Below are 16,970 nucleotides of genomic sequence, written 5' to 3' on the forward strand. Positions count from 1 at the left end.
ATCCGGAAAAAAATCACAATCAAAAGGAGCCCGACAGTGATCGACACATTCAACCGAACAGGCCCGCTCATGGACGCCAAAAGCTATCCGCAATGGGCACAGCAGCTCATCGCCGATTGCGGCGAGAGCAAGCGCCGGGTTGTCGAACACGAGCTGTATCAGCGCATGCGCGACAATAAGCTCAGCGCCAAGACCATGCGCCACTACCTCATCGGTGGTTGGCCGGTCGTTGAACAGTTCGCCTTATACATGGCACAGAACCTCACCAAGACCCGCTTTGCCCGCCATCCCGGCGAGGATATGGCCCGGCGCTGGCTGATGCGTAACATTCGTGTCGAACTCAATCACGCCGACTACTGGGTGAACTGGAGCGCCGCCCACGGCGTGACGCTGGAGGACCTCCAGGCGCAGCAGGTAGCGCCTGAACTCCATGCCTTGAGTCATTGGTGCTGGCATACCAGCTCTTCGGACTCGCTGATCGTGGCAATCGCAGCGACCAACTATGCCATTGAAGGCGCGACCGGGGAGTGGTCGGCGCTGGTGTGTTCCAGCGGGATCTACGCGGCGGCCTTCGCCGAGGAAGACCGCAAGCGCGCCATGAAATGGCTGAAGATGCACGCCCAGTACGACGACGCCCACCCATGGGAAGCGCTGGAAATCATCTGCACGCTGGCGGGCATGAATCCGAGCCAGGCCTTGCAGAACGAACTGCGCCAGGCCGTGTGCAAGAGCTACGACTACATGTACCTGTTCCTGGAACGTTGCATGCAACTGGAACAGTCGGAGACGGCCGGAAAATTGGCACCTCACCGCGAGCGCCTGGCGCTGGCCGGGAGCTGATGCCTAGTTGACCGATGTGGGAGCGGGCCCGCTCGCGAAGCGGTCTGGCTGGCCAACGGGGAGGTTGGCTATCGGACCGTATCGCGAGCAGGCTTGCTCCCACATTTTTGTTTAATGCAATCAGACTCACCTTGAACCCTTGTGGGAGCGAGTCTGCTCGCGATAGCGGTGAACCAGCTTGCAGAAGTATCGAGCCTGCCACCGACCCTTCGCGAGCGGCTCCTGCACCCAGCCTGACTCGCCTGTTTTCCATCAACCCGCCATCGCCAACCGATTCCGACCTTCGCGCTTGGCCACATACAACGCGCTGTCGACCCGGCGCAGCAGGCTTTCCAAGGACTCACCCGGCAGCAGCGTCGCGCAGCCGAGGCTGACCGTCAGCTCAATCCTGACACCCGCCGCGAAATAATCCTGCAACTGGGCGGCATACCGCAGTCGCTCGCCAATCGTGGCTGCGGCCTCCCGACTGGTGTTGGAAAGCAGGATCAGAAACTCCTCGCCGCCGAACCTGAAGACCATGTCCACATTGCGCAGTTGATCCTTGATCGACTCGGCAACGGCCTTGAGCACCTCATCACCGGCGCCATGGCCGTAGGTATCGTTGATACGCTTGAAGTGGTCGATGTCGAGCATCAGCAGCGACAACGGCTGCATATGACGCCTGGCCATGTCGATTTCCCGCTCCATGACCTGGTCCATGGCAATGCGGTTGCCGGTTCCGGTCAACGGATCGCGCAGGGCGCTCTGGGTGGCGGCGCGGTAGAGCAGGGCGTTACGCAGCGGAAACAACAGGGTCGACAGCACTGATTCGAGGTCGCTCTGTTCCGCGTCGCTAAAGCGCTGATTGCGGCGGAACACCAATTCGCCCAGCTGTTCGCCTTCATGGCTGAGGTTGTAGCTGAGCAGATGATGCCCGCGTTGACCGAACTCCAGCCGCAGATCGCTGGGCTTGTGCTGATAGGCCAGCGCATCCAGGGGCACCAGTCGTTGAACTTCACGGAAAAACAGGCCCAGAATCCGCTGAGGTTCCAGGCTGGTCTGCAATTGCTGACTCAGTTGCTGACGCAATTGCGACAGGCTGACGGCGCGTGCGACGAGCGGCGACGGTTGACCGAGGCCCAGGCGCTGCAGTTTGGCGCTGTCGAAATCAATCGCGTTGGTCTGGATGGGCGTTTTCATTTGGCGTGAGCCCCTAAGCAGAATCTATCCTGGCGCCGGGTGAGGTGGCTGTGGGCTGCGTGTCGTACTGGCCCTTAAGTCCCGTAGGACATTGATTTGAGTCTAGTCTGCTTTCCTTGGCTGACGCAGGCCTCGTATCAACCTCCGCTACCCGCCGGACATGGCGTGTTTAGAAGGGTTAGAGCGAAAGTCGTGCCAGTGCGTTCACTTTTGAAAAACCCATTTAAAATCAATGAGGTGAAATCAAGCGCCCCTGGCGCGCCGATTTTTGCGCGACATGGGTTTGGCGGTTCGCCTGGCTCGGCGTTGAAGCGGGGGAGCATCGCGACGGTAAACCGCCGCGACGTGAGGATGAGTCTTTACTGTGCGTTGAACGCCTGACCGTTGACGCCCTTGCTGTCCGGCCCCATCAGGTACAGATAGACCGGCATGATCTCTTCCGGTGTCGGATTGTTGAGCGGATTTTCCCCGGGATAGGCCTGGGCGCGCATGCTGGTACGGGTTGCGCCGGGGTTGATGCTGTTGGCGCGCACCGGCGCGACGGTATCGACTTCGTCGGCCAGTGTCTGCATCAACCCCTCGGTGGCAAACTTGGATACGCCATAAGCGCCCCAGTACGCTCGACCCTTGCGACCGACGCTGCTGGAGGTGAACACCACGGATGCGTCCGTGGACAGCTTGAGCAGGGGGAGCAAGGTGCTGGTGAGCATGAACATGGCATTGACGTTCACGTGCATCACCCGCATGAAGTTCTCGCCGGACAGTTGTTCCAGCGGCGTGCGCGGGCCGATGATCGAGGCGTTGTGCAACAGGCCGTCCAAGTGACCGAACTCGGTTTCGATCATGGCTGCCAGTTCGTCGTATTGATGGGGCTGGGCGGTTTCGAGGTTGAAGGGAATCACCGCCGGCTGTGGATGGCCGGCCGCTTCGATTTCATCATAGACCTGGGTCAGGTTGGCTTCGGTCTTGCCCAGCAGCAGCACGGTAGCGCCGTGGGCAGCGTAGGCCTTGGCGGCAGCCGCGCCGATGCCACGACCGGCACCGGTGACCAGGATGACCCGGCCGTCGAGCAGGTCGGGGCGGGCGGAATAATCAAACATAAAAACCTCATGAAACATAACGATGCGTGGTGATGCACGGTGTGGCGACGGGTTGTATTGTGGCGAGGGGATTCATCCCCGCTGGGTCGCGAAGCGACCCCTTGCGTATTACTTGATACACCGCAGTGACTGACATCTCTTGGAGGCGCTTCGCACCTCGGCGGGGATAAATCCCCTCGCCACAAAAAATCTACTTATTGTCTTGCCACACGAAGTAGTTAGCTCAGCAACTGCACAACGCGTTATCCAGTACTTCGCGCAACGCCAACGGGTGATCGATCACCACGTCCGCGCCCCAGTGCTTGGGGTTGTCGTCCGGGTGGATATAGCCGTAGGTCACTGCGCAGGTCTTGGTGCCGGCGCTGCGCCCGGACTCGATGTCCCGCAGATCGTCGCCCACGAACAGCACGCTGGCCGGGTCCAGGTCGAGCAGCTTGCACGCCAGGATCAGTGGTTCCGGATCCGGTTTGCTGTTGGTCACGTGATCCGGGCAGATCAGCACCTTCGAGCGCTCGGCCAGGCCCAGTTGCTGCATGATGGGTTCGGCGAAGCGCACCGGTTTGTTGGTGACCACCCCCCAGATCAGGTTGGCAGCTTCAATGTCGGCCAGTACTTCGGCCATGCCGTCGAACAGGTGGCTATGGACAGCGCACCCCTTGAGGTAGCGGTCGAGGAATTCCTGGCGCAGGTCCTCGAAGCCCGGTGATTCGGGGTCCATGGAAAAGGTCACCGCGACCATCGCACGGGCGCCACCGGAGATTTCGTCACGAATGTGCTGCGTGTTCATCGGTGGCAAGCCACGGTCGGCGCGCATGGCCTGGCAGATGGCGATGAAGTCCGGCGCGGTGTCGAGCAGCGTGCCGTCCATGTCGAAGAGAACCGCTTTGAGACGCATCGACTTACTCCTCGCGCAGGGTCTGGATCATGTAGTTGACGTCAACGTCGGCGGCCAGCTTGTAGTGCTTGGTCAGCGGATTGTAGGTCAGGCCGATGATGTCCTTGACGGTCAGCCCGGCCATGCGGCTCCAGGCGCCCAGCTCGGAAGGACGGATGAACTTCTTGAAGTCGTGGGTGCCACGGGGCAGCAGCTTCATGATGTATTCCGCACCGATGATGGCAAACAGGTACGCCTTCGGGTTGCGGTTGATCGTGGAAAAGAACACCTGGCCGCCGGGCTTGACCATGCGGAAGCAGGCGCGGATGACCGAGGACGGGTCCGGCACATGTTCGAGCATTTCCAGGCAGGTGACCACGTCGAACTGAGCCGGCATTTCCTCGGCCAGGGCCTCTGCGGTGATCTGCCGGTACTCTACGTTGACGCCGGACTCCAGTTGGTGCAACTGCGCCACAGCCAGCGGCGCCTCGCCCATGTCGATGCCCATCACGGTTGCCCCGCGCTGGGCCATGGCTTCGCTGAGAATGCCGCCGCCACAGCCGACGTCGAGCACCTTCTTGCCGGCCAGGTTGACCCGCTCGTCGATCCAGTTGACCCGCAGCGGGTTGATATCGTGCAGCGGCTTGAATTCGCTTTCGCGGTCCCACCAGCGGTGAGCCAAGGCTTCGAACTTGGCGATTTCGGCGTGGTCGACGTTGCTCATGTGCAGATCCTCGAAAAACTTGAAAAAATCAGTTGCCCCGAGCCGTGGCTCAAGAGGCAGGGTTATTCGTCGTGACCGCTGATGCGGCGACCCCAGGCCTGGGCCGTGGCGGTCAGTTGCGGTTCGTCCAGGCGGGCCAGCCGGCCGTCCTCAAGCAACGGCTTGCCGGCCACCCACAGGTGTTTCACGCAATCGCGGCCGGTGGCATAGATCAGCTGCGACACCGGGTCGTAGATCGGTTGCTGGGCCAGTCCCGACAGATCGAAGGCCACCAGGTCGGCGGCCTTGCCGACTTCCAGCGAACCAACGGTGGCCTCGATGCCCAGGGCCCGGGCGCCATTGAGCGTGGCCATGCGCAACGCCCGATGGGCATCCAAGGCCGTCGCTGAACCGGCGACGGCCTTGGCCAACAGGGCTGCGGTGCGGGTTTCCCCCAGCAGGTCCAGGTCGTTGTTGCTCGCCGCGCCGTCCGTACCGACCGCCACATTGACGCCGGCCTGCCACAAGCGTTCCACCGGGCAGAAACCACTGGCCAGCTTCAGATTCGATTCCGGGCAATGGATCACACTGCAATTGCTTTCTACCAGCAAGGCCAGGTCTTCATCGCTGATCTGAGTCATGTGCACCGCTTGGAAACGCGGCCCCAGCAGGCCAAGCCGCCCCAGGCGAGCCATTGGTCGCTCAGCGGTGTTATCCACAGCCTGCTGCACTTCGAAGGCGGTTTCGTGAACATGCATATGAATGGCCGCGTCCAGCTCTTCGGCAATCACACGGATTTTCTCCAGGTTCTCGTCGCCCACGGTGTAGGGTGCATGCGGACCGAATGCGACTTTGATCCGTGGATGGTGCTTGAGATCGCCAAACAATTCGATGCCCTGACGAATGGCGTCGTCGGCACTGGCGGCCCCGGGAATCGGGAAATCGAGGATCGGAATGGCGATTTGCGCACGGATGCCGCTGTTATGGACGCGCTCGCTGGCAACCTTGGGATAGAAATACATGTCAGAGAAACAGGTGATGCCACCCTTGATCTGCTCGGCGATCGCCAGGTCGGTGCCGTCGCGCACGAAGTCTTCATCGACCCATTTGCCCTCGGCCGGCCAGATATGCTGTTCAAGCCAGGTCATCAGGGGCAGGTCGTCGGCCAGACCGCGGAACAGTGTCATCGCCGCATGCCCGTGGGCATTGATCAGGCCCGGGCTGAGCAACATGCCCGGCAACTCGCGGACCTCGGCAGCCTCACATTTCAGGGCTTCGGCCCGTGGGCCGATGAACACGATGCAACCGTTGCGGATGCCCAGACCGTGATCCTTGAGTACCACACCGGCGGGTTCGACAGGCACCAACCAGGTCGGCAGCAATAGTAAGTCGAGCGCAACGGCTGGCTTGGGCATCGTGGATCGGTTCCATGGGTTATAAAGGATGGCGAAGTATACCCGAGCGTCATCACGCTGGGATCGCTATAATCGGCGGCTTTGTTCAAGAGTGCGGAGTGTAGGATGCGCGATCAACTGTTGGCTGCGGAGAAGGTGAAGGCCATCGATTGGCGGGATGGCGCCCTGTACCTGCTGGATCAGCGTGTTTTGCCGTTCGAGGAAAACTGGATCGCCTACACCAGTGCGGCCGGCGTGGCCGAGGCCATTCGTGCGATGGTGGTGCGCGGCGCGCCGGCCATCGGGATCAGTGCGGCTTACGGTGTGGTGCTGGCCGCGCGGGCGAGGGTGGCCGAGGGCGGTGATTGGCAAACGGCGCTGGAGGCGGATTTCACCTTGTTGGCCGAATCCCGGCCGACGGCGGTGAACCTGTTCTGGGCCTTGGATCGGATGCGCGACCGGTTGGCGCGCTTGAAGGAGCATGCCGAGCCGCTGGCCGCCCTTGAGGCCGAGGCTGTCGCCATTCACGAAAGTGATCGTGAAGCCAATCTGACCATGGCCCAGCTCGGCGTCGACCTGATCCGCAAGCATCAGGGCAATGCCCAGGCCATCCTGACCCATTGCAACACCGGTGCCCTGGCCACCGGCGGCTTCGGCACGGCCCTGGGGGTGATCCGCGGCGCATTCATCGAGGGGATGGTCGAGCGTGTCTACGCCGACGAAACCCGTCCATGGCTGCAGGGCTCGCGCCTCACGGCCTGGGAGTTGGCCAATGAGGGCATCCCGGTGACCCTCAACGCCGATTCCGCCGCTGCCCATATCATGAAGACCAAGGGCGTGACCTGGGTGATCGTCGGCGCCGACCGCATCACCGCCAACGGTGACGTGGCGAACAAGATCGGTACCTATCAACTGGCGGTCTGCGCCATGCACCACGGCGTGCGCTTCATGGTGGTGGCACCGAGTTCGACGATCGACATGAACCTGGCCAGTGGCGAAGACATCCCGATCGAAGAACGCGACGGGCGCGAACTGCTGGAAGTCGGCGGCAAGCGGGTTGGCGCGGATGTGGAGGCGTTCAACCCGGTGTTCGACGTCACGCCGGCCGACCTGATCGATGCCATCGTCACGGAGAAGGGTATCGTCGAGCGCCCGGATACCGCGAAGATGGCGCAATTGATGTGCCGCAAGCGGCTGCATTAAGACGGTTTTGTCAGGTGCATTGCCTTCGCGAGCAGGCTCGCTCCCACATGGAATTGCGGTGTGTCAGGAACCCCGGGCATACAAAACACTCCTGTGGGAGCGAGCCTGCTCGCGAAGAGGCCCTTGAAAGCTGTGAATCTTCTTGCATTTGAGCGCAAATTCTTCAGTCGCAGCGCTTCTAAGCCCCTCTCGTCCCATTCCAGCCTGTCACCGGTCAACTAACTATGCTCCATGCGCATCTGGGGGATAGGTGCGTGGCGGCTCTTGTGATAACATCCGGCGGTTTCCAAGGTCGCTTCACGAAGCGGTCTTTACTGCGCAGATCCATGGCATAACTCGTTGATTTGTCGTAAGTCGCTGCACGGCACTTGTCCTGTAGCGGCGAGCTTCGTTCATCCCGTCTGGATGTGACGAGGTTTCACCAGAAAAAGGAATCAGGCTTCTCATGGGCGAACTGGCCAAAGAAATCCTCCCGGTCAATATCGAAGACGAGCTGAAACAGTCCTACCTCGACTACGCAATGAGCGTAATCGTCGGGCGGGCGCTGCCGGATGCGCGCGATGGCTTGAAGCCCGTGCACCGGCGCGTGTTGTTCGCGATGAGCGAGCTGGGCAACGACTTCAACAAGCCGTACAAGAAATCCGCCCGTGTCGTCGGTGACGTGATCGGTAAGTATCACCCTCACGGTGACACTGCGGTGTACGACACCATCGTCCGGATGGCGCAGCCATTTTCCCTGCGCTACCTGCTGGTAGACGGCCAGGGCAACTTCGGCTCCGTGGACGGCGACAACGCTGCGGCCATGCGATACACCGAAGTGCGCATGACCAAGCTCGCCCACGAGCTGCTGGCCGACCTGCACAAGGAAACCGTGGACTGGGTGCCGAACTACGACGGCACCGAAATGATCCCGGCGGTCATGCCGACCCGTATCCCGAACCTGCTGGTCAACGGTTCCAGCGGCATTGCCGTGGGCATGGCAACCAACATCCCGCCGCACAACCTCGGTGAAGTCATCGACGGCTGCCTGGCCCTCATCGACAACCCCGAGCTGACCGTCGATGAGCTGATGCAATACATCCCCGGTCCGGACTTCCCCACCGCCGCGATCATCAACGGTCGTGCCGGTATCATCGAGGCCTATCGCACCGGTCGCGGCCGCATTTATATGCGCGCTCGCTCGACGGTCGAAGACATCGACAAGGTCGGTGGCCGCCAGCAGATCGTCATCACCGAACTCCCGTACCAGCTGAACAAGGCCCGTCTGATCGAGAAGATCGCCGAGCTGGTCAAGGAGAAGAAGCTCGAAGGCATCACCGAGCTGCGGGACGAGTCCGACAAGGACGGCATGCGCGTCGTGATCGAGCTGCGTCGCGGCGAAGTGCCTGAGGTGATCCTCAACAACCTCTACGCTCAAACCCAGCTGCAAAGCGTGTTCGGTATCAACATCGTTGCGTTGATCGATGGTCGTCCGCGGATCCTGAACCTCAAGGACCTGCTGGAAGCCTTCGTGCGTCACCGTCGCGAAGTGGTTACCCGCCGTACCGTGTTCGAACTGCGCAAGGCCCGTGAGCGTGGTCACATCCTGGAAGGCCAGGCTGTGGCCCTGTCGAACATCGACCCGGTCATTGCCCTGATCAAGGCTTCACCGACGCCGTCGGAAGCCAAGGAAGCGCTGGTCAGCACGCCTTGGGAGTCCAGTGCGGTGATGACCATGGTCGAGCGCGCTGGCGCCGACTCCTGTCGTCCGGAGAACCTCGACCCGCAATACGGCCTGCGCGACGGCAAGTACTTCCTGTCCCCGGAACAGGCGCAAGCCATCCTGGAACTGCGCCTGCACCGCCTGACCGGCCTGGAGCATGAGAAGCTGCTGGCCGAGTACCAGGAGATCCTCAACCAGATCGGCGAGCTGATCCGCATCCTCAACAGCGCCACGCGCCTGATGGAAGTGATCCGCGAAGAACTGGAAGTGATCCGCGCCGAATACGGCGACGTGCGCCGCACCGAGATCCTCGATGCGCGCCTGGACCTGACCCTGGGTGACATGATCCCGGAAGAAGACCGCGTGGTGACCATTTCCCACGGTGGCTATGCCAAGACCCAGCCGCTGGCTGCCTACCAGGCCCAGCGTCGCGGTGGCAAAGGCAAGTCGGCGACTGGCGTCAAGGATGAGGACTACATTGCTCACCTGCTGGTTGCCAACAGCCACACCACGCTGTTGCTGTTCTCCAGCAAGGGCAAGGTGTACTGGCTCAAGACCTACGAAATCCCCGAAGCGTCTCGCGCCGCCCGTGGTCGTCCGCTGGTCAACCTGCTGCCACTGGACGACGGTGAGTACATCACCACCATGTTGCCGGTGGAGGAATACACCGAAGGCCACTACATCTTCATGGCGACCGCCAACGGCACCGTCAAGAAGACCCCGCTGGAGTCCTTCAGTCGCCAGCGCAGCGTGGGCCTGATTGCCCTGGAGCTGGACGAAGGCGACGTGTTGATTTCCGCCGCCATTACCGATGGCGAGCGTGAGGTCATGCTGTTCTCCGACGGTGGCAAGGTTACCCGCTTCAAGGAATCCGACGTTCGCGCCATGGGCCGTACCGCCCGCGGTGTGCGCGGCATGCGCCTGCCGGAAGGTCAGAAGCTGATTTCCATGCTGATCCCCGAAGAGGGCAGCCAGATCCTCACCGCTTCGGCGCGTGGTTATGGCAAGCGTACCGCCATCAGCGAATTCCCCGAGTACAAGCGTGGCGGCCAGGGCGTGATCGCCATGGTCAGCAACGAGCGTAACGGCCGTCTGGTCGGTGCAGTCCAAGTGCTCGATGGCGAAGAGATCATGCTGATCTCCGACCAGGGCACCCTGGTACGTACGCGGGTCGACGAAGTGTCGAGCCTGGGCCGTAATACCCAGGGCGTGACGCTGATCAAGCTGGCCAGCGATGAAACGCTGGTGGGGCTTGAGCGGGTGCAGGAGCCGTCGGAAGTCGAAGGCGAGGAGCTGGAAGGCGAGGACGACGTGGCGTTCGACGGTACCCTGGGTGCCGATGTCGACGACATGGCCGGCGACGATCAATCGCTCGACGCTGCCGCAGACGAAGAAGAACCGCAGGAATAAGCGGACACGCAGGGGGCGGATGAAGATTCGCCCCCTTGTTGTTTGTCCCTTTTGAAATTTTGCGAGACTGTGCATGACAGCTCAACTGTGGGAGCGAGCTGTGGGAGCAAGGCTTGCCCGCGATAGCGATAGATCAGTCGACATTCATGTTGAATGCAAGTCTGTAATCGCGGGCAAGCCTTGCTCCCACAATGGGCGCCCGCTGATACCGTATTAATGTGTGACCACCAGATCAGAGCGAGATTGGATGTGAGCAAGAGAGCCTATAACTTCTGTGCCGGCCCGGCGGCGCTTCCTGAAGCGGTCCTGAAGCGTGCCCAGGGTGAACTTCTCGACTGGCATGGCAAGGGCCTGTCCGTCATGGAAATGAGCCATCGTAGCGATGAGTTCGTGTCCATTGCCACCAAGGCCGAGCAGGACCTGCGTGATCTGCTGAACATCCCGTCCAACTACAAGGTGTTGTTCCTGCAGGGCGGCGCCAGCCAGCAATTTGCCCAGATCCCGTTGAACCTGCTGCCGGAGAGTGGCAAGGCTGACTACATCGACACCGGTATCTGGTCGCAGAAAGCCATTGAAGAAGCCTCGCGTTACGGCCACGTCAACGTTGCCGCCACCGCCAAGCCCTACGATTATTTCGCCATCCCCGGTCAGAATGAGTGGAACCTGTCCAAGGACGCGGCCTACGTTCATTACGCACCGAACGAAACCATCGGCGGCCTGGAATTCAACTGGATCCCGGAAACCGGTGACGTGCCATTGGTGGCTGACATGTCTTCGGACATTCTTTCGCGCCCTGTGGATGTCTCCCGTTTCGGCATGATCTACGCAGGCGCCCAGAAGAACATCGGCCCGAGCGGCATCCTGGTCAGCATCATTCGCGAGGACCTGTTGGGTCGTGCCCGTTCCCTGTGCCCGACCATGCTCAACTACAAGGTCGCAGCCGACAACGGCTCGATGTACAACACGCCGCCGACCCTGGCCTGGTACCTGTCCGGCCTGGTATTCGAATGGCTCAAGGAGCAGGGCGGTGTCGAAGCCATCGGCAAGCTCAATGAAGTGAAGCAACGCGTGCTCTACGACTTCATCGACGCCAGCGGCCTCTACAGCAACCCGATCAACAAGACCGACCGCTCCTGGATGAACGTACCGTTCCGCCTGGCCGACGACCGTCTCGACAAGCCGTTCCTGGCGGGTGCCGACGAGCGCGGGCTGCTGAACCTCAAGGGCCATCGCTCGGTCGGTGGCATGCGCGCCTCCATCTACAACGCCGTGGACATCAATGCGGTCAACGCACTGATCGCCTACATGGCAGAGTTCGAGAAGGAACACGGCTGATGTCAGAGCAAGAACTCAAGGCGCTGCGCCTGCGCATCGATGCCCTGGACGAAAAAGTCCTGGAGCTGATCAGCGAGCGCGCGCGCTGCGCCCAGGAAGTCGCCCGGGTGAAAATGGCCTCCCTTGCCGAAGGTGAGGTGCCGGTGTTCTATCGACCCGAGCGTGAGGCTCAGGTGCTCAAGCGGGTCATGGAGCGCAACAAGGGCCCGCTGAGCAACGAAGAGATGGCGCGGCTGTTCCGCGAGGTCATGTCGTCGTGCCTGGCCCTCGAGCAACCGCTGAAAGTGGCGTACCTGGGCCCTGAGGGGACCTTTACCCAGGCCGCCGCCATGAAGCACTTCGGCCACGCGGTGATCAGCAAGCCGATGGCGGCCATCGACGAAGTCTTCCGCGAAGTCGCGGCCGGCGCGGTGAATTTCGGCGTGGTGCCGGTGGAAAACTCCACCGAAGGCGCGGTCAACCACACGCTGGACAGCTTCCTCGAACATGACATGGTGATCTGTGGCGAAGTCGAGCTGCGCATCCACCATCACCTGCTGGTGGGCGAGAACACCAAGACCGACAGCATCAGCCGGATCTATTCCCACGCCCAGTCCCTGGCCCAGTGCCGCAAGTGGCTGGACGCCCATTATCCGAATGTCGAGCGCGTGGCGGTATCGAGCAACGCCGAGGCGGCCAAGCGGGTCAAGGGTGAGTGGAACTCGGCGGCGATCGCCGGGGACATGGCGGCCGGTCTCTATGGGCTGACTCGCCTGGCTGAGAAAATCGAGGATCGTCCGGACAACTCCACGCGATTCCTGATGATCGGCAACCAGGAAGTGCCACCGACCGGCGACGACAAGACCTCGATCATCGTCTCCATGAGCAACAAGCCCGGTGCGCTTCATGAGCTGCTGGTGCCGTTCCACGACAATGGTATCGATCTGACCCGGATCGAGACCCGTCCGTCGCGCAGCGGTAAATGGACCTACGTGTTCTTCATCGATTTCGTCGGCCACCACCGCGACCCGCTGGTAAAAGGTGTGCTGGAGAAAATCAGTCAGGAAGCAGTGGCACTCAAGGTGCTGGGTTCCTACCCCAAGGCAGTTCTTTAAGGGCGGATAGCAAATGAGTGGCAACTTCCTCGCTCTGGCACAGCCAGGCGTGCAACAACTTTCGCCTTACGTTCCGGGCAAGCCCGTGGACGAACTGGCTCGCGAGCTGGACCTGGATCCGGCCAGCATCGTCAAACTGGCAAGTAACGAGAACCCGCTGGGTGCCGGTCCCAAGGCGCTGGCGGCGATCCGTGATGAACTGGCCGAGCTGACCCGTTACCCCGATGGCAATGGGTTCGCCTTGAAAAGCCTGCTGGCCGAGCGCTGTGGTGTCGAGCTGAACCAGGTGACCCTGGGCAACGGCTCCAACGATATTCTCGAGCTCGTGGCGCGTGCCTACCTGGCGCCGGGCCTCAACGCGGTGTTCAGCGAACATGCGTTTGCGGTCTACCCGATCGCCACCCAGGCGGTCGGTGCCGACGCTCGCGTGGTTCCGGCCAAGGATTGGGGGCACGATCTGCCGGCCATGCTGGCGGCCATCGACGCCAACACCCGAGTGGTGTTCATCGCCAACCCGAACAACCCGACTGGCACCTGGTTCGACGCCCAGGCCCTGGACGACTTCCTGCAGGACGTCCCGGAGCACGTGCTGGTGGTGCTGGACGAGGCGTACATCGAGTACGCCGAAGGCAGTGACCTGCCCGATGGCCTGGACTTCCTAGCGGCGTACCCGAACCTGCTGGTTTCGCGCACGTTCTCCAAGGCCTATGGCCTGGCGTCGCTGCGGGTCGGTTACGGCCTGTCCACCGCCGTGGTGGCTGACGTGCTGAACCGCGTGCGTCAACCGTTCAACGTCAACAGCTTTGCCCTGGCCGCTGCCTGTGCTGCACTGCAGGATGAAGAATACCTGGCTCAGAGCCGTCACTTGAACGAAGCGGGCATGCAGCAGTTGGAAGCGGGTTTCCGCGAGTTGGGCCTGGGCTGGATTCCCTCGAAAGGCAACTTCATCTGCGTCGACCTGGGGCGTGTTGCGGCGCCGGTGTTCCAAGGCCTGTTGCGTGAAGGCGTGATCGTGCGTCCAGTGGCCAATTACGGCATGCCGAACCACCTGCGCATCACCGTTGGCCTGCAAGCGGAAAACAGCCGTTTCCTCGAGGCGTTGAGCAAGGTCCTGGCTCGTGGTTGATGTCACTTCACTGCAACCTGCTGCACCTATGATCGGTCGCCTGGTGGTGGTCGGTCTGGGGCTGATCGGTGGCTCGTTCGCCAAGGGCTTGCGCGAAAGCGGTCTGTGCTGCGAGGTGGTCGGCGTCGACCTGGATCCGCAGTCGCGCCAACTGGCGGTGGAACTGGGCGTGGTAGATCGTTGTGAAGACGATCTGGCGGCTGCGTGCCAGGGGGCTGACGTGATTCAACTGGCGGTGCCGATCCTGGCCATGGAGAAACTCCTGGCACGGCTGGCGACCATGGACCTGGGCCAGGCGATCCTGACTGACGTCGGCAGTGCCAAGGGTAACGTCGTGCGTGCGGCTACCGAAGCCTTCGGCGGGATGCCGGCGCGCTTCGTGCCGGGTCATCCGATTGCCGGCTCCGAGCAGAGCGGCGTGGAAGCTTCCAACGCCGAGCTGTTTCGCCGTCACAAAGTCATATTGACGCCGCTGGAGCAGACCGATCCGGCGGCGCTGGCGATGGTGGACCGCTTGTGGCGTGAATTGGGTGCCGATGTCGAGCATATGCAGGTCGGACGTCATGACGAAGTCCTGGCCGCCACCAGCCATTTACCGCACCTGTTGGCGTTCGGTCTGGTGGATTCATTGGCCAAACGCAATGAAAATCTTGAGATCTTCCGTTACGCTGCCGGCGGTTTCCGCGATTTCACGAGAATCGCCGGTAGCGACCCGGTCATGTGGCACGACATCTTCCTCGCCAACCGCGAAGCTGTCCTGCGCACACTCGATACATTTCGCAGCGACCTCGACGCCTTACGCGACGCGGTCGATGCAGGGGACGGGCACCAACTGCTGGGCGTTTTCACACGCGCCAGGGTGGCCCGCGAGCATTTCAGTAAAATCCTGGCCCGTCGGGCCTATGTGGACGCTATGAATTCCAACGATCTGATTTTCCTGGCACAACCTGGTGGCTCCCTGAGCGGGCGTATTCGTGTACCGGGCGATAAATCGATTTCCCACCGCTCGATCATGCTCGGCTCCCTGGCCGAAGGCGTGACCGAGGTGGAAGGCTTCCTCGAGGGCGAAGATGCCCTGGCGACGCTGCAAGCGTTCCGCGACATGGGGGTGGTCATCGAAGGGCCGCACCACGGCCGCGTGACGATCCACGGTGTTGGCTTGCATGGCCTCAAGCCTGCGCCAGGCCCGATCTACCTGGGTAACTCCGGCACTTCGATGCGCCTGTTGTCCGGCCTGCTGGCCGCACAGGATTTCGACAGCACCCTGACCGGCGACGCGTCGCTGTCCAAGCGGCCGATGAACCGCGTGGCCAACCCGCTGCGGGAAATGGGCGCGGTCATCGAGACGGCCGCCGACGGTCGTCCACCGATGGTCATCCGTGGTGGCAACAAACTCAAGGGCCTGACCTACACCATGCCAATGGCCAGTGCCCAGGTGAAATCCTGCCTGCTGCTGGCCGGTCTCTATGCCGAAGGCAAGACCACTGTCACCGAGCCGGCGCCGACCCGTGACCACACCGAGCGCATGCTCCGTGGCTTTGGCTATCCGGTCACGGTCAATGGCGCTACGGCGTCCGTTGAGTCGGGCGGCAAGTTGACCGCGACCCACATCGAAGTGCCGGGCGACATCTCTTCGTCGGCGTTCTTCCTGGTGGCAGCGTCCATCGCCGAAGGCTCCGAGCTGGTGCTCGAGCACGTCGGCATCAATCCGACCCGTACGGGCGTGATCGATATCCTGCGCCTGATGGGCGCCGACATCACCCTGGAGAACCAGCGTGAAGTAGGCGGCGAGCCGGTGGCGGACCTTCGCGTAAGAGCAGCTAAACTCAAGGGTATCGAGATTCCCGAGGCGCTGGTTCCGCTGGCGATCGATGAGTTCCCGGTGCTGTTCGTGGCTGCGGCCTGCGCGCAAGGGCGGACGGTGTTGACCGGCGCCGAAGAGCTGCGGGTCAAGGAATCGGACCGTATCCAGGTGATGGCGGATGGTTTGCTGGCGCTGGGCGTCAAGTGCGAGCCTACGCCGGACGGCATCATCATCGACGGTGGCCAGATCGGCGGCGGCGAAGTCCATGGTCACGGCGATCATCGCATCGCCATGGCCTTCAGTGTTGCGTCCCTGCGAGCGAACGCGCCGATTCGCATCCATGACTGCGCCAACGTTGCGACGTCGTTCCCGAACTTCCTGGCGCTGTGCGCGCAGGTTGGTATTCGAGTGGCAAAAGAGGCACGGTCGTGAACATCAAGGCACCGGTCATCACCATCGATGGTCCGAGCGGTTCGGGCAAGGGCACCGTCGCCGGGATGCTGGCCAGGCAGCTGGGCTGGAACCTGCTCGATTCGGGGGCCCTGTACCGCCTGCTCGCATTTGCGGCCAGCAACCATGGCGTGGACCTGACCAACGAGGAGTTGCTCAAGGCCCTGGCGGCGCACCTGGATGTGCAGTTCATTGCGGCGACCGACGGTCAGCTGCAGCGCATCATCCTGGAAGGCGACGAAGTCAGCGACGTCATCCGTACTGAAACCGTTGGCGCCGGGGCCTCCCAGGTCGCCGCGCTGCCGGCGGTGCGCGAAGCCTTGCTGCAGCGTCAGCGTGCATTTCTGGAGCAGCCGGGGCTGGTGGCCGATGGTCGCGACATGGGCACGGTCGTCTTTCCAGACGCGCCATTGAAGATTTTCCTGACCGCCAGCGCGGAGGAGCGGGCTCGTCGCCGATATTTGCAGTTGAAGGGCAAAGGCGAGGATGTTAGTCTGTCGAGTCTGCTAGATGAGATCCGTGCACGTGACGAACGTGACACCCAGCGCGCAGTAGCCCCGCTCAAGCCGGCGGCTGATGCAATACAGCTGGATTCCACGGAGTTGTCCATCGAACAGGTGTTGCAACGCATCATGAGCGAGATCGCCATTCGCGATATCGCCGGGTGACCAGGAAGCTCCGCAGGGGACCAGTCATAGTCCTGCGGTGCTTCTTCTATATGAAACTAACCCACATCGTCTGGGGTGTGGAGGCGGG

13 protein-coding genes are annotated in these 16,970 nt (G+C 61.9%); 8 read left to right on the forward strand and 5 right to left on the reverse strand.

Going from position 1 to position 16,970, the window contains the following annotated elements; translation table 11 throughout:
• Nucleotides 1–69 precede the first annotated feature (69 nt).
• On the forward strand, nt 70–840 hold the full coding sequence (locus PCOSP_RS08710) for a TenA family transcriptional regulator (protein ID WP_217505877.1): 771 nt from the start codon (nt 70–72) through the stop codon (nt 838–840).
• Between the two features lie 252 nt (nt 841–1,092).
• Here the strand turns inward: PCOSP_RS08710 and PCOSP_RS08715 are convergent, their stop codons facing one another.
• The 5 genes from PCOSP_RS08715 to PCOSP_RS08735 form a co-directional block, all read right to left on the reverse strand.
• A complete protein-coding gene (locus tag PCOSP_RS08715) occupies nt 1,093–2,019 on the reverse strand; it encodes a GGDEF domain-containing protein (RefSeq protein ID WP_175385940.1) in 927 nt (308 codons plus the stop codon).
• Nucleotides 2,020–2,378: 359 nt separating this feature from the next.
• Nucleotides 2,379–3,119, reverse strand: a complete 741-nt coding sequence (locus PCOSP_RS08720; RefSeq protein WP_175385941.1) for a YciK family oxidoreductase — start codon at nt 3,117–3,119, stop codon at nt 2,379–2,381.
• 223 nt (nt 3,120–3,342) lie between these two features.
• The gene (gene mupP / locus PCOSP_RS08725) at nt 3,343–4,014 is read right to left on the reverse strand and encodes an N-acetylmuramic acid 6-phosphate phosphatase MupP (protein ID WP_139647116.1); all 672 of its coding nucleotides are present in this window, start codon (nt 4,012–4,014) and stop codon (nt 3,343–3,345) included.
• 4 nt (nt 4,015–4,018) lie between these two features.
• Nucleotides 4,019–4,717 carry a bifunctional 2-polyprenyl-6-hydroxyphenol methylase/3-demethylubiquinol 3-O-methyltransferase UbiG gene (gene ubiG / locus PCOSP_RS08730; protein ID WP_139647114.1) on the reverse strand — a complete coding sequence of 233 codons (699 nt, stop codon included), beginning with the start codon at nt 4,715–4,717 and terminating at the stop codon, nt 4,019–4,021.
• Between the two features lie 62 nt (nt 4,718–4,779).
• Complete coding sequence (locus PCOSP_RS08735) at nt 4,780–6,111, reverse strand: TRZ/ATZ family hydrolase (RefSeq protein WP_464710852.1); 1,332 nt, start codon at nt 6,109–6,111, stop codon at nt 4,780–4,782.
• 105 nt (nt 6,112–6,216) lie between these two features.
• Between PCOSP_RS08735 and mtnA the strand changes: the two genes are divergently transcribed.
• The 7 genes from mtnA to cmk all read left to right on the forward strand — a co-directional run bounded on the left by mtnA (nt 6,217) and on the right by cmk (nt 16,882).
• The gene (gene mtnA / locus PCOSP_RS08740) at nt 6,217–7,293 is read left to right on the forward strand and encodes an S-methyl-5-thioribose-1-phosphate isomerase (RefSeq protein ID WP_139647110.1); all 1,077 of its coding nucleotides are present in this window, start codon (nt 6,217–6,219) and stop codon (nt 7,291–7,293) included.
• Between the two features lie 445 nt (nt 7,294–7,738).
• Nucleotides 7,739–10,405, forward strand: a complete 2,667-nt coding sequence (gene gyrA, locus PCOSP_RS08745) for a DNA gyrase subunit A (RefSeq protein WP_024778723.1) — start codon at nt 7,739–7,741, stop codon at nt 10,403–10,405.
• A gap of 249 nt (nt 10,406–10,654) precedes the next feature.
• Complete coding sequence (gene serC / locus PCOSP_RS08750; protein WP_139647108.1) at nt 10,655–11,740, forward strand: 3-phosphoserine/phosphohydroxythreonine transaminase; 1,086 nt, start codon at nt 10,655–10,657, stop codon at nt 11,738–11,740.
• Nucleotides 11,740–12,834 carry a prephenate dehydratase gene (gene pheA, locus PCOSP_RS08755; protein ID WP_024778725.1) on the forward strand — a complete coding sequence of 365 codons (1,095 nt, stop codon included), beginning with the start codon at nt 11,740–11,742 and terminating at the stop codon, nt 12,832–12,834. The genes serC and pheA overlap by 1 nt, the downstream gene beginning before the upstream one ends.
• 13 nt (nt 12,835–12,847) lie before the next feature.
• Nucleotides 12,848–13,960 (forward strand): histidinol-phosphate transaminase, encoded by a 1,113-nt coding sequence (gene hisC / locus PCOSP_RS08760; protein WP_139647106.1) that lies wholly within the window; start codon nt 12,848–12,850, stop codon nt 13,958–13,960.
• Between the two features lie 28 nt (nt 13,961–13,988).
• The gene (locus PCOSP_RS08765; RefSeq protein ID WP_464711901.1) at nt 13,989–16,196 is read left to right on the forward strand and encodes a bifunctional prephenate dehydrogenase/3-phosphoshikimate 1-carboxyvinyltransferase; all 2,208 of its coding nucleotides are present in this window, start codon (nt 13,989–13,991) and stop codon (nt 16,194–16,196) included.
• The gene (cmk, locus tag PCOSP_RS08770) at nt 16,193–16,882 is read left to right on the forward strand and encodes a (d)CMP kinase (protein ID WP_139647102.1); all 690 of its coding nucleotides are present in this window, start codon (nt 16,193–16,195) and stop codon (nt 16,880–16,882) included. The genes PCOSP_RS08765 and cmk overlap by 4 nt, the downstream gene beginning before the upstream one ends.
• Nucleotides 16,883–16,970 lie beyond the last annotated feature (88 nt).

This window comes from Pseudomonas sp. MAFF 730105 (assembly GCF_055380705.1).

Coding starts and splice junctions, on each gene's coding strand:
- PCOSP_RS08720 (WP_175385941.1), bottom strand. CDS start 3,119: ATGTTTGATTATTCCGCCCGCCCCGACCTGCTCGACGGCCGGGTCATC.
- mupP (WP_139647116.1), bottom strand. CDS start 4,014: ATGCGTCTCAAAGCGGTTCTCTTCGACATGGACGGCACGCTGCTCGAC.
- PCOSP_RS08710 (WP_217505877.1), top strand. CDS start 70: ATGGACGCCAAAAGCTATCCGCAATGGGCACAGCAGCTCATCGCCGAT.
- mtnA (WP_139647110.1), top strand. CDS start 6,217: ATGCGCGATCAACTGTTGGCTGCGGAGAAGGTGAAGGCCATCGATTGG.
- PCOSP_RS08735 (WP_464710852.1), bottom strand. CDS start 6,111: ATGCCCAAGCCAGCCGTTGCGCTCGACTTACTATTGCTGCCGACCTGG.
- pheA (WP_024778725.1), top strand. CDS start 11,740: ATGTCAGAGCAAGAACTCAAGGCGCTGCGCCTGCGCATCGATGCCCTG.
- ubiG (WP_139647114.1), bottom strand. CDS start 4,717: ATGAGCAACGTCGACCACGCCGAAATCGCCAAGTTCGAAGCCTTGGCT.
- PCOSP_RS08765 (WP_464711901.1), top strand. CDS start 13,989: ATGATCGGTCGCCTGGTGGTGGTCGGTCTGGGGCTGATCGGTGGCTCG.
- gyrA (WP_024778723.1), top strand. CDS start 7,739: ATGGGCGAACTGGCCAAAGAAATCCTCCCGGTCAATATCGAAGACGAG.
- hisC (WP_139647106.1), top strand. CDS start 12,848: ATGAGTGGCAACTTCCTCGCTCTGGCACAGCCAGGCGTGCAACAACTT.
- PCOSP_RS08715 (WP_175385940.1), bottom strand. CDS start 2,019: ATGAAAACGCCCATCCAGACCAACGCGATTGATTTCGACAGCGCCAAA.